This is a genomic window from Ureibacillus thermosphaericus (assembly GCF_012396605.1).
Classification (GTDB): Bacteria; Bacillota; Bacilli; order Bacillales_A; family Planococcaceae; genus Ureibacillus; species Ureibacillus thermosphaericus.
Map to the genome: position 1 here is coordinate 1 of NZ_JAAXPW010000051.1, position 13,037 is coordinate 13,037.

At 36.2% G+C, this 13,037-nt stretch carries 14 protein-coding genes and 1 rRNA gene; 4 read left to right on the forward strand and 11 right to left on the reverse strand.

The window, feature by feature from the left end:
• The 6 genes from HF990_RS14030 to HF990_RS14055 all read right to left on the reverse strand — a co-directional run.
• Positions 1-82: ribosomal RNA gene (locus HF990_RS14030) — 16S ribosomal RNA — on the reverse strand; the annotation flags it as partial.
• A gap of 657 nt (positions 83-739) precedes the next feature.
• Positions 740-1,696, reverse strand: a complete 957-nt coding sequence (locus tag HF990_RS14035; protein ID WP_016839112.1) for a thymidylate synthase — start codon at positions 1,694-1,696, stop codon at positions 740-742.
• A gap of 372 nt (positions 1,697-2,068) precedes the next feature.
• Positions 2,069-2,431: a hypothetical protein gene (locus tag HF990_RS14040; RefSeq protein WP_016839113.1), complete on the reverse strand. Its 363-nt coding sequence runs from the start codon at positions 2,429-2,431 to the stop codon at positions 2,069-2,071.
• A gap of 164 nt (positions 2,432-2,595) precedes the next feature.
• The gene (locus HF990_RS14045) at positions 2,596-3,204 is read right to left on the reverse strand and encodes a YpjP family protein (protein WP_168412839.1); all 609 of its coding nucleotides are present in this window, start codon (positions 3,202-3,204) and stop codon (positions 2,596-2,598) included.
• 298 nt (positions 3,205-3,502) lie between these two features.
• Entirely contained in the window at positions 3,503-4,630 is a 1,128-nt protein-coding gene (locus HF990_RS14050; RefSeq protein ID WP_168412840.1) for a glycerate kinase, read from the reverse strand.
• Positions 4,627-5,598 (reverse strand): 2-hydroxyacid dehydrogenase, encoded by a 972-nt coding sequence (locus HF990_RS14055; RefSeq protein ID WP_168412841.1) that lies wholly within the window; start codon positions 5,596-5,598, stop codon positions 4,627-4,629. The genes HF990_RS14050 and HF990_RS14055 overlap by 4 nt, the downstream gene beginning before the upstream one ends.
• 138 nt (positions 5,599-5,736) lie before the next feature.
• Here HF990_RS14055 and HF990_RS14060 point away from each other — a divergent pair, with 138 nt between their 5' ends.
• Both HF990_RS14060 and HF990_RS14065 read left to right on the forward strand, forming a co-directional pair.
• A complete protein-coding gene (locus tag HF990_RS14060) occupies positions 5,737-6,558 on the forward strand; it encodes an EcsC family protein (protein WP_016839117.1) in 822 nt (273 codons plus the stop codon).
• A 28-nt stretch (positions 6,559-6,586) separates the two neighbouring features.
• The gene (locus tag HF990_RS14065; protein WP_016839118.1) at positions 6,587-6,730 is read left to right on the forward strand and encodes a hypothetical protein; all 144 of its coding nucleotides are present in this window, start codon (positions 6,587-6,589) and stop codon (positions 6,728-6,730) included.
• Between the two features lie 110 nt (positions 6,731-6,840).
• On the opposite strand, the gene HF990_RS14070 is transcribed toward HF990_RS14065, so the two are convergent.
• The 4 genes from HF990_RS14070 to HF990_RS14085 all read right to left on the reverse strand — a co-directional run bounded on the left by HF990_RS14070 (position 6,841) and on the right by HF990_RS14085 (position 9,718).
• The gene (locus HF990_RS14070; protein WP_168412842.1) at positions 6,841-7,449 is read right to left on the reverse strand and encodes a hypothetical protein; all 609 of its coding nucleotides are present in this window, start codon (positions 7,447-7,449) and stop codon (positions 6,841-6,843) included.
• Between the two features lie 94 nt (positions 7,450-7,543).
• Entirely contained in the window at positions 7,544-8,329 is a 786-nt protein-coding gene (locus HF990_RS14075; RefSeq protein ID WP_016839120.1) for a class I SAM-dependent methyltransferase, read from the reverse strand.
• Positions 8,317-8,748 (reverse strand): BrxA/BrxB family bacilliredoxin, encoded by a 432-nt coding sequence (locus tag HF990_RS14080; protein WP_016839121.1) that lies wholly within the window; start codon positions 8,746-8,748, stop codon positions 8,317-8,319. Before HF990_RS14080 ends, HF990_RS14075 begins: the two co-directional genes overlap by 13 nt.
• 304 nt (positions 8,749-9,052) lie before the next feature.
• On the reverse strand, positions 9,053-9,718 hold the full coding sequence (locus HF990_RS14085; RefSeq protein ID WP_168412843.1) for a M15 family metallopeptidase: 666 nt from the start codon (positions 9,716-9,718) through the stop codon (positions 9,053-9,055).
• Between the two features lie 326 nt (positions 9,719-10,044).
• Here HF990_RS14085 and HF990_RS14090 point away from each other — a divergent pair, with 326 nt between their 5' ends.
• A complete protein-coding gene (locus HF990_RS14090; protein WP_083839549.1) occupies positions 10,045-10,317 on the forward strand; it encodes a Parvovirus coat protein VP1-like protein in 273 nt (90 codons plus the stop codon).
• A 166-nt stretch (positions 10,318-10,483) separates the two neighbouring features.
• On the opposite strand, the gene wecB is transcribed toward HF990_RS14090, so the two are convergent.
• Positions 10,484-11,581, reverse strand: coding sequence for a non-hydrolyzing UDP-N-acetylglucosamine 2-epimerase (wecB, locus tag HF990_RS14095; RefSeq protein WP_168412844.1), 1,098 nt, complete (start codon positions 11,579-11,581; stop codon positions 10,484-10,486).
• A 164-nt stretch (positions 11,582-11,745) separates the two neighbouring features.
• On the opposite strand from wecB, the gene HF990_RS14100 reads away from it, so the two are divergent.
• Positions 11,746-12,912, forward strand: coding sequence for a glycosyltransferase (locus tag HF990_RS14100; RefSeq protein ID WP_016839126.1), 1,167 nt, complete (start codon positions 11,746-11,748; stop codon positions 12,910-12,912).
• Positions 12,913-13,037: the final 125 nt, after the last annotated feature.

The window sequence follows — 13,037 nt, forward strand, 5'->3', positions numbered from 1 at the left end:
GCTTTCAATTGGTTCGCTCGACTTGCATGTATTAGGCACGCCGCCAGCGTTCGTCCTGAGCCAGGATCAAACTCTCCATAAAAGAAAATTTGATTTGCTCAAAATTTAATGTCCGAATCTAGTTTGTTAACGAGGGTTAACAACTAGATAATTTATTGCATTAACGTTTTGTTGTTCAGTTTTCAAGGTTCATTTCGTCATTTTTTGACAACTTTTATATTATAACACAGTTCCCTTTTGTTATCAACTATATTTTTAATAGCTATTCATTCAGATAAGGGAAACTATCATTATTATGTTACAACTCATCATGTAAATCATTTATTGATATTTTTTAGTCGGATTAACGACTGGATTTATAATGTAACAAATTAATATAAATAATGCAACCCCAATTTCAAAAATTTTTTCATTGAATGTAAATAAAATATAGAATCATATTCTAATTTTATAAAGAATATTCTTCTCTCTTATATCTACTGTCTAGCTATTTACTCCATCAAAAATCCATAATTGTGTAATCTAACTGTAGTCCTTATTATCCTTAATGTTATCAATTCATTTTTTATACCTTCATTACAATCCTTTTGATTTTTCTTTAAATCGTGTATAACACTTGATCGTAACTCATTTCCTTCAAATTCTCTCTCTTATATTTAATTGTAGCAAACAAAGCCACAAAGTAATGGAAGTTTTCCATTCTTTTGTGGCTTTTATCAAATCAAATACATTATTACTCTTAAACTGCTACAGGCGCTTTGATGGTTGGATGTGGGTCATACCCTTCAATCGACAAGTCATCCAACTCGATATCAAATACCGATTTTTTCTCAGGATTAATTTTTAGCGTCGGGAGGGCTTTCGGTTCTCTAGAAAGCTGTTCCTTCACTTGTTCTATATGATTTAAATAAATATGTGTATCGCCAAAGCTATGAATAAACTCTCCTACTTCAAGTCCGCATTCATGAGCGATTAAATACGTCAACAATGCATAAGAAGCAATATTAAACGGCACACCTAAAAACACGTCTGCACTACGTTGATATAGTTGACATGATAATTTCCCTTCTGCCACATAAAATTGGAATAACGTATGGCAAGGTGGTAGCGCCATTTCATCCACTTCTGCTGGATTCCATGCAGAGACAATTAATCGGCGGGAATTTGGATTTCGCTTAATTTGCTCAATCACATTTTTTAATTGGTCAATCGTTTCACCGTTGTCACTAGGCCAACTTCTCCATTGTTTTCCATATACCGGACCTAACTCACCATATTTTTTTGAAAATTCATCATCCGTTAGTACTTTTTCATGGAAGATTTTCATTTGCTCATCTAACACTTTTGCAAACTCTTCATCCTTTGCTGCACGTAATCCGAAGTCGGTCATATCCGGTCCATTATACTCACTTGATTCAACCCACTTTTTAAACGCCCATTCATCCCAAATGTGGTTATTATGCTCGAGTAAATACCGAATATTTGTATCACCTTTAATAAACCATAACAATTCGCTAGCAATCAGTTTAAAAGGTACGCGCTTCGTAGTTAATAATGGAAAACCTTTGCTTAAATCAAAGCGCATTTGATAACCAAAAATGCTGATTGTTCCTGTCCCTGTTCGATCTTCTTTTTTCACTCCCGTATCTAAGATATGTTGCAATAAATCTAAATACGCATACTCAGGATGGCGCATATCAATACACTCCCGTCTATGAAAATTCTAGTTCGTAATCATTTTTCCAAACTTACAGCAATTTATGAAATAATATTGCGTCATCGAAAAAAGAACTTTTCTTATCATATCATAAAAGAAAAGAGATTGGTTTCAAATGAAAAATGAATGGATTTGTAAAATGTTGCATATAATTACTTTCTAAACATATCTTCAATCGGAGGGATTATAATGGATGCAGATTTTTTAATTGGTATCGGACTTATTTTATATACAATATACTTAACAACCCTTTGCTTTACAAATTAACAATAAAAAAACGAAAAGCTGATTCAATGAACTCGAATCAGCTTCTCCATTTGTCTTTTACCAAATGTCCTCATTGGAACTATTTCATTTTATCATTCCCATACTTGATAACAATATTTTTGCATCGCTATTCAAATTTTTTAGTGTATTTTCCCTTAATAATAATTGTTCTTTTTCTCTTAAAAATATCTTTAATCCGCTAATATCGAATCGACTTGCATAAGTATTAATGACAGTAATAGCATGTAATTCTTCTTTTGTTAACGTTTGTTCCACCGATTCAAATTTCTGCTGAACAAATAAAAGAATTTCCCGAGCATTACTGTTAAGCAAATGTCTATTTTCATAAACAGTATCAAAGTTTTCCTCTATGTATCTACGAGCTGTACCATAATCTAATGCATCAACAGCGCCATTTATCCTAATAATCAAGTTGCTCAACAACACTACTAAAGACCTCCTTGACATAAAAGTATATCGGTATAATAGTAGTATTGTTTAGCCTATTTTTTAAGAAATTGGATATAAAATGAAAAAAAGATATATTTGACAATATATCCCCAATTTTTGAAAATAAAAAAATACCACCCATTTTTAGGTGGTATTGGATATTAAGAAAGCCATTTAGGTGGAGTATTTTTAGAATAGTAAATATCCCCAATCGTATGATGGGATGCAAAATGATCCTCGTGAGTATGATAATGGAAGTTGTAATAATATCCTTCTTGAGGACGCTTTTCCGTACGAACATGGAATCGAAGTAAGTCTTTTCCGCTTATACCATCCGTAATATGAAATATTTTTTCAGAATAATTTCCGCCCGGTTTTTCAGAAATTGTTAAATAACGTTTTGATTCATCATCCAAATTTGATAAGGTAGTAGAAATAATTCTTTCTATATTTGGGAAAATCTGTTGTTCGAATTCATCTTCAATCACCGGCGTAATTTTTGAACCAAATTTTATGTATGATTGTTCACGTGCAAGATGAATAATTGAATCAATTGAATCAATTGATTCAATCGACTCGTTACTTTCTTCTATATAAGATTCTTCAATACTTTCATTTGCTTCTTCAACATTTTTATAATCGGAACTTGGCGTTCGATTAGAGTCTTGTCCATTTTCTAATACATCCCAAATGGAATGATCAGGCGTAATGAACCCTAATGTTAATAAGGCAACGGTAAATACGAGTGCTTTTTGCCACCACTTTTTCAAGGACCTCACCAGCTTTCTATACAAATCTACTATCATTATTTACGATTTTCTATGAAAAAGGTTTCCTAATTTAAGTTTTCATAGTAAAATTACTAGGGAATCGACCATTGTTTTCTATTAAGGAGGGATAAGGAATGGCCTCAATTACTATTGCCATTGGTCTTGTTCTTTATTTAGGATACTTAACTTCATTCTGCTTTTCTAAATAAGTCATGAAAAAAGCTGCGTCTCGTGGCTTTTTTTGTTTATAGGAGGAGCACTGCTATGAATCTTTGATAGAGTAGCAGTGCAGTTACACTTAAATTCTCAGCAACTCTGCGATATTCTCAACTAGTTCCAACACAAGTTGTTTTGCATCTTTCATTGATTCTTCTATCGAACTCGGTCCTTTACATATTGAGAAAGCCGCGGATAATCCTAATTCTCTTATTTCATTTCTCGATAATTCAATATTGCCGCAAACCGCCACAACCGGGATATGATGCTGATTGGCAAGTTCACAAATTCCTTTGATTACTTTTCCATTAAGGGTTTGATGATCTAGTTTCCCCTCCCCTGTTATAACGAAATCCACCGTAGGAAGCAACTGATCTAATTGTAAATATTCTATTAATATGTCAATGCCTTGTCTAATTTGCGTTTTAAAAAGTGCCAAAAAGGATGCAGTAATTCCCCCAGCAGCACCAACGCCTTCGCGACTTACAATCTCCTTACGAAATTCTTTTTCTAATACTTTTCCATAATGTTCAAGGATTCCATCAATTTCGTTTAAACGCTCTTTGGCAATGCCTTTTTGCGGTCCGAATACGAAAGTCGCCCCCTGCTCTCCACAAAGAGGATTATTTACATCCGTCGCCAAAATAAATTCACATTCAAATAGCCTCGGATCAACCTTTTGTAAATCAAGTGAAGCAATTTTTTGGATATCCGTTAATGATTCAATTTCTACAGGTTTATTGTGAACATCTCTGAACGACACGCCCAATTCCAAAAGCATCCCAACACCCGCATCATTCGTAGCACTACCGCCAAGGCCGATAATAAAGGTACGACAGCCTTTATCTAAACCATATAAAATAAAATTTCCTACCCCGTAGCTAAATGATTGATAGGGATTTCGTTCATCCTCCGATACATGTGTTAACCCTGTACTTTTTGCCATCTCGATAAACGCCGTTCGTTTTTGTAAGTCAAACGCCATTTTTCCTTGAATCGTTCTCCCCAACGGATCTTTGACGTTTACCAACTCCACTTGGAATGGATGCACAGAACAGATGCTTTCTAAAAAACCTTCTCCTCCATCAGAAATCGGAACTTCGATTACTTCTGCATCCATGACGTTGTTCATCCCATGGCGAATTGTTTGGCACAATTCAATTGATGAAAGAGAGCCTTTAAAGGAATCCGGTGCAACTAAAACTCTCATATTTTCAAACCTTTCGTCACAGGCGTAATCGGTTCTTTACCCGATAACACATTGGCAATATTGTTCGCAGCGAGTTCCGCCATTTTTGTTCTCGTTTCATATGTAGCACTGCCAATATGAGGAAGCAAGATGACATTATCTAACGCCAACAACCCTTCCACAATTTTCGGTTCATGTTCGTACACATCGAGTGCCGCCCCAGCGATTTTTCCTTCTTTTAAATGTTCATATAACGCTTGTTCATCAATTAATGGCCCACGGGATGTATTAATTAAATAAGCATCTTTTTTCATGAGATGTAATTCTTCTCGCCCAATCAAATGATAAGATTCTTCATTTAATGGTGCATGGATTGTGATATAATCGCACTCTTTTAACAACGTTTCCAAATCGACATATCGTGCATTGTATTCTTGTTCCTTTTCTTTCGGCAACGGATTTCGATTATAATAGTAAACCTTCATATTGAACCCTTTTGCTCTTTGACATACAGCTGACCCAATTCTCCCCATCCCTATGATGCCTAATTTCTTTCCATATACCATATTGCCGATAAATAAATGCGGAAGCCAGCCGGTAAACTTCCCTTCCCGAACGAAATGATCGGCTTCAACAATTCTTCTTGCCATTCCAAGAATCAGTGCCCATGTAAGGTCTGCCGTTGCATCATTTAGAACATCTGGCGTGTTTGTTACGACGATGCCACGTTTTTCCGCAGAAGCAATATCGATATTGTTATAGCCAACACCGCAATTGCCGATAACTTTTAACTTTGATGCTTGTTGTAAAATGTCATCTGTAATGAAATTGTTGACCATCGAAAGCACGGCATCTTGATCTTTTATTTTTTCGAGTAACGCTGGCCCATTCAACGTTTCTTCCTTTTCCCAAACTTCCACTTCACCCACAGATTTTAATATGTTTAATGCTGAATCACTAATTTTACTCGTCACAAAAATCTTAAACATTTCTACCACTCCTCTTCTACATACATATTCTCGGTTTTTTTTAATAATCCTTCTGTCGAAACTTTTTCGAAAAGGAACTCGTATAAATAGGAAACAGCTACAAATAATGCATGGTAAAAACGAATAGGAGAATGAATATTGGAAACAAAGGAGCAATTATTGGCCTATTTACAAGAGATTGAAGCATGGGAAAAGGAACAAAAAGATTTATTTTTTTGGGAAAAAATCGGTAGAATCCCCTTTAAAATTTTAGATAAATTGACACCAAAATGGATTCAAAAAAAAGTTGCTGAATTAGTGGATGAATTAGGAAGCTACATTCAAACAGGCGGAAAATATTTAGTCAGTGAACAAGCTATCATTAAAAGAATCAATCAACATTCCTCTGTTAAAAATATCCACTCGATAGAAGAGATTCGAAATTTGCCGATTGAAGAGATGAAAAAGATTTCCGAGCAGCTTTCGAAAAAACGCGCAGCAATTGCAACGGTGCAAGGAGCTTCAACGGGAGTAGGCGGATTATTTACTCTTGTAGTCGATATTCCTGTGATATTGGGAATTTCCTTGAAAACCCTTCAGGAAATTGCCATAATTTATGGATATGATCCAAATGATAAAATAGAACGCATATTTATCGTGAAATGTTTGCAATTTGCAAATGCAGATATTGTTGGAAAGGAAGCCATCTTAAAAGAATTGTCGGAAATGGATAAACAATCCTCTACGGATGTAATCCAGCAATTAAAAGGATGGCAAGAAGTGTTTTATACGTTCCGTGATCAATTTGGTTGGAAAAAATTCTTCCAAGCGATACCGATTGCCGGCATACTATTCGGAGCTTTCGCCAATAAAGGTATGATTGAAAACATCGCAGAAACTGGCAACATGCTTTATCGGAAAAGAAGAGTGAAGGAAAGATTAAAAGAATTGTCTGTTGGAGAGTTTTATAACTTATCTTAGGGGAGAAATAATAAAGGGAGTTCAGGAAATGGCAAATAAAATATTTACAATAAAAGTTGCAGAACTGTACTTTGAACAACTACAAAAGGAAATTCAATCCAGTGGTTTAACTGTAGAAGAATGGTTTAAGCAAAAAATAGAACAATTACAAAAAGACGCTCGATCACAATAATGGGCGAGTGTCTTTTTATATGGAAAATGAATGAAAATACGCTTAGTAAATGTGTAAAAGTAGATTGGAAACATCTATTTGGAGCATGGTGAATATTTGATCAATACAAGTTATACTGCTCCATTCGCACGAGAAAGCTTGTTCCTATACGCACGAGTGAGGGCTTCTTCTGCACATGTTGGGATGCTATATATACGAGGGAGTACTTTATCTGCACTAGTTGAGATTCCATACGCACGAGTGAATACTTTATCTACACAAGTTGGTCTCCCATACGCACAAGCGAACACTTTATCTGCACTAGTTAGTATCCCATACGCACGATTGAACACTTTATCTACACAAGTTGGTCTCCCATTCGCACGAGCGAACACTTTATCTGCACTAGTTGATTTCCCATTCGCACGAGTAAATACTTTATCTACACAAGTTGGTCTCCCATTCGCACGAGCGAACACTTTATCTGCACTAGTTGATTTCCCATTCGCACGAGTAAATACTTTATCTACACAAGTTGGTCTCCCATACGCACAAGCGAACACTTTATCTGCACTAGTTAGTATCCCATACGCACGAGTAAATACTTTATCTACACAAGATGAAATATCATAAGCACGAGTGAACACTTTATCTACACAAGTTGATTTCCCATTCGCACAAGCGACTACTTTATCTACACAAGTTGATTTCCCATTCGCACAAGCGACTACTTCAATCATAATATTTACTACTCCCCATCCGCACCTACACAAAAAAGAGCGAACTTGCCATATTCGCTCTTTTTATACTTTATATGCTTGCTGTAATCAGCAATTAATTTTTTTCTAATACCCCGTAGTGGAATTTCGATGTCAAGCGCACTTTTCGCTCAAAACCCAAGTCTTCAAAATGAGTTGAACGAAAATGAGCTTTTAACACCACCCGCTTTTTCGCCACACGATACGCTTCCTTTACCCATTCTTCCGTTAATGGATGATGGCTGCCGACTTCTCTTAGCGATTCAAAGTTATTTGATTCTTCAATGGTCTCCTCAAACATCGGATCAAGATATACAACATCAAAGGAACTATCTGGCTGCTTCTTTAAAAATTCAACTGCCTCAGCATGAATAACCTGAATCCGCTCCATCGCTTGTTTTAGCACTGGGTCTGCCGTTTTATATTCTTTTAATCCTCTCCGGACAAGAAAAGAAATGATAGGATCTACTTCCACACCTACCACTTTTCCACTTTCGCCAACAGTAAAAGAAGCAATAATCGAATCTGAACCAATTCCTAAGGTACAGTCAAGAAATGAATCGCCAGGTTGCAGCCCACAAGACTCAATAAACGGCTCCGTTTCCCCTCTCTCTAACCGCTTCAAACGAAAAGCGGCCGTATCAGGATGAAAAAAGAAAGGCGTTGAAGAGCCTTTCGCATAATACTCGAACCGATTTTTCCCGGCAACAATCACATTGGCTTGATAAAGATTGCCGATTTTCGCAACAGAACGTTTCTTTCGCGGAACATAACGAACATGAAGTTCTTCGCTAATTTGTTTTGCCAACTGAAAAGACTCTTCATCTGGCCTACCTGCCGTCGTCACAATTACTTTCCGCATGCTTGTTTTAACACGCCCGTAATATGGTCACGGATTTGTTCCACTGAAAAACCTTCAATTTGTTCTCTTGGAATAAAGTATTCCAATTGTCCATCACGTAAAATAGCAATGGATGGGGAGCTTGGCGGAATATCTTCAAAGTATGCACGCATTGCCGCTGTTGCTTCGCGGTCTTGTCCAGCAAATACCGTCACTAAGTGATCTGGTTTGATTTCTTTAATTGCTTCTCTTACTGCTGGACGTGCACTTCCAGCCGCACAACCACATACGGAGTTAATCACAACAAGCGATACCCCTTTCGCTGTTGCCATAAATTCATTGACTTCATCTGCTGTTGTTAATTCTTTAAATCCAACGTCCACCAATTCTTGACGCATTGGCTTCACGATGGCTTGCATGTATTCTTCGTAAGCGTTCATCGTTTCGCACCCTTTCATATTTTTTCACAAAACTTATTATATCAAGGTTTTGCATAGTTTGACAGAAAGTTGCTTTTATATTTTTTAATTATTGAAACCTACCTTTTGAGAGAATAACACAAGGAAAACAGGAAAGGACAACCAATTGATTTTAATTAAAGGTTGTCCTCTAGATTAGTGGAAGAACATAATTCTTCCTTTTCTAAGTAGCCATTCACTGTAAAAAAAATAGATGAACACAGGTGTTTCACCCGTTCACCCACCATTTTTTCATATAAAGTGTATTTATCAAAGCTTCATCGCTCTACTTTTTATTCCTTCTTTGCTGAATCGTAATATATAAACCGAGTAATCGGTCAGTTGTCATTTTTTTATTTCGAAGGTCATCTAAGTGATACGGTTGAATGAGTCCTTCTTTAACTGCTTGTTCCAGCATTTGTTCAGCTGCTGAATACATCGTCGGTGATTTTGGATCCCACACGCCTACTTCCCCCTTTTCAATATCTTTTTCATCGATAATGAGCTGCACTTTTAACTTGCTCGTTGTTGGCACAATCACCGTACCTTCTAATTTATAACCCTTTGGCATCGTCCAAGATGGAGTTACTTCAAAATGAGGACGATCGACACTGCCGACCCAATCTCCCCCCCAAGTAATGCTCAGTTTTCGAGCAATGGCGCCAACTTTATTCAACGTAGTCACATCGTAAAGATCTTTAGGTGGTGCTACTGCGATATCCCACGCTAAGCGGCTTGTGTGTCTGCTGTTTAAGGTCCATGTGATTATTGAGCCTGGACGACTGCGACCTTGCTGATATAAATAATTTTGTCGTTCCTGCGTTCGGTAAGTTTCTGTAATAAAAATATCTCGAATCCCCGCTTTATAGCATTCTTGAAACAGCAACTTGCAAGCAGTTTGTGCTACGGGCAATAGTTGAGACAAATCACGAATCACTGTTGTTACACTCATGTAATTCACCACCCTTCTGACTTATATATATCCAAAACTCTCTAAAAAGTGCCGGCAAGTTTAAAATTTATAGTTTTTTATTGCGATCGATATTAATTATTTATAAATAAAAAATAGAGCTGCTCCTTAGCATATCCATTACAAAGAGCAGCTCTTCTCCTATTTATCTGCAATTGAGTTTATAAGTTTTCATTTAAATTTGATAGACACTTTTTACCCTCTTAATCTTATAAAGTTATGGAAGATCTATATGTATGCCCTACTCAATCTTCATTTTTGCCATAGTATAAATATATACTAGTTATATTGGAAATGGGGGATATCAAATGTTCCAACGTCGTAGATCGCCATTCGGTTTCTGCTATCCTGGTTATCGTTACTGCGGACCGGGTTGTTCTGGACCGGGTGCACCAACAAATCCCGTCGACTTTTGTTGTTTACAACACGATATTTGTTACGCAATGTACGGACCATGCCGCTATTGTGATGATTTGTTTCAACAATGTTTAGCACCTTATAAACATCCTTACTACGGCAGAATGGCACGGGATGCAAGACTATTCTCTAACGTCATGAAAATTCGTAACTTCTTTTTCTAGTAAGGGCTAAAGGACGTTTTTTATATGCTGTTTACGTTTAAATACTGAAAAAGTTTAGGAACACGCAATATTAAAAAACAGCCTTTTTATAAAAAGCGTCTTTTTTTATGTCTACAATCGCCTCTTTCAATTTAATGAAAAAGCGTACCTTTAATCAGTACGCTAATTATGCAAAGTTATTTACAATCGCCTGACAAATGCGCTGCGCTGCATTGCCATCTCCAAATACTTGAGGTTGTGCATGATTCAAGCAGTCTAATTTTCTGGACGCCTTTTCCATTATCGAATGAACATTGATTGGACATAAACAATTCCAACCATTTTCTAACGTTTCAATCCACTCTGTTTGATCCCTTAGCGTCGTGCAAGGCGTTTTTAAAAGATAGGCTTCCTTTTGAAGACCGCCCGAATCCGTCACCACCATATAAGCATTTTTTGTTAAATAAAGCATTAACAAATATCCTACTGGTTGAATAATTGTTACGTTTCGAAACGAAATATTAAATTTTTCCACCAATTTTTGCGTTCTTGGATGCAACGGTATGAGTACTGGTTTATCCAACCTTTCTAAAGCAGTGAAAATCGTTTGTAATTTCATTAAATCATCTGTGTTTTCTGCGCGGTGAATCGTAGCAAGATAATATTCTTTTTCTTTTAAAAGCGGAATATGTGGATTTTCAGCTTTCAATGTTTCTAACCATTTACTGTTTGAATAGCGTTTATTTGATATATTCATAAATCGATTAACAGCATCGACCATAATATCGCCTGTTAAAAGAACCCCGTCTGTTATCCCTTCCTTTTTCAAATTTTCCACAGCTGTTTTCGTAGGACATAACAATAAATCCGATAGATGGTCGGTCAATACTCGATTTTGTTCTTCTGGCATTCGTTTATTATAACTGCGCAGTCCCGACTCAACATGAAAGACCGGGATATGCAATTTGCTGGCCGCTAATGCTCCTGCCAATGTCGAATTGGTATCTCCATATACAAGCACTCCATCAGGCTTCTCTTTCAACAGTATCTGTTCAATCTTTTCAAGCATTCTCCCCGTCTGTAAACCATGACTTCCAGAACCAACTCCTAAATAATAATCGGGTTTTGGAATGGAGAGCTCTTGAAAAAAGATATCAGACATATTTTGATCGTAATGTTGTCCCGTATGAATCATAATTTCATGATGCTGCTTTCGAAACACATCCGAAAAAGGGGCAGCTTTAATAAATTGCGGCCGTGCACCAACGATTGTAATCAGCTTCAACTCACATCCCCCTTTCATAAAAAGTTCGTAATCTATTTTATGTCTAGTGATAAACATTGTTACTGTCTATTAATTTATAAAAAAATAGGAATATGTATCGGTTCATTTGTGAGATTTTGCATAGCATATACCAGTAAACCGAATCCATATTGGAGGAATGCTAAATGAAAGTTTGCAAGTTAATTCGAAAGCATTCTTTTAAAGATGTCCGTGTTTTTGAAAAAGAAGCTATTAGCTTAAAAAAATTAGGTTATGACGTAACCATTGTAGCTGGAAAAACAAGAGGAGTTGTTTTTGGACCAAATCGAAGTTCGATAAAAGACCCAGCTTTTAAAAAGGATTCATTCGAATATAAAGGGATTAAGTTTTTAACGTATGATATAGTGGAAATTACTTATACGCATATCAACAAAATGATTAAAGCTTTAGAAACGAATACACAAAATTATTTTCCTGATAAATTATATGAAAAGGCTTTGTCTACAAATGCTGATATCTACCATGCCCACGAATTGCATACGTTGTATGAAGCTGTACAAATCAAAAGAACGCTTAGAAAAAAAGGAAAAAATGTCAAGGTCATCTTTGATGCACATGAATTAGAAGCAAATAGCAAATTCTTGACATTATTGATGAAAGAAGTCGATCATCTCATTACTGTATCGGATTCAATTAAAGAAATTTATCAAAAGAGATACCCAAATGTACCTATTACAGTGATTTATAATACGCCTTCCTATCAAGAAGAGTTGCAGAAGGATAAAACATATAAAAACTCTTTTGTCATTGCCTTTGAAGGAGTCGTAACGTACCAAAAAGGAGATCCTAGAAAAATCATCGAAATTGCGAATCTTTGCAACAAGTCAATGAAAAATTTCAGTTTTGAAATTTTCGGAAGAATTCATCCTACTATGAAGGAAAGGAATCTCATTTCCCAACATCCTTCCATCAACTGTAAATGGATTGACTATCACAACCTACCTACTGAATTAAACAAGGTGCATGTGGGCTATATTTATTTCGATACAAGCAATGCGAATCGGAAATATGCGATGCCGAATAAGTTTTTCAGTTATTTGAATAACGGGATTCCTGTCGTAGTGAATCAATCCATTGACATGAAAAGATTTATCGAAAAATATCAATGTGGAATTGTGATAGATAAAGTAAATCCAACGGCAGAAGATTACTACAATCAGTTTTACCGATTATATCAAAATCGAAAATTACTGAGCCAAATGGGCCAAAACGCAAGAAAAGCAATGAAAGACATTTGTTGGGAAAAGATGGAGGAACGGTTGTCTGAAATTTATAAAAGTCTACAAACATAATCGAGTAGGAGGGAGTGATTAGCTCCCGTCCTCTCACACCACCGTACGTACGGTTCCGTATACGGCGGTTCAATTAAGATAATTGACGCAAGTTTTCATAACTTCCGTGAATAGCTTGTCTTCTT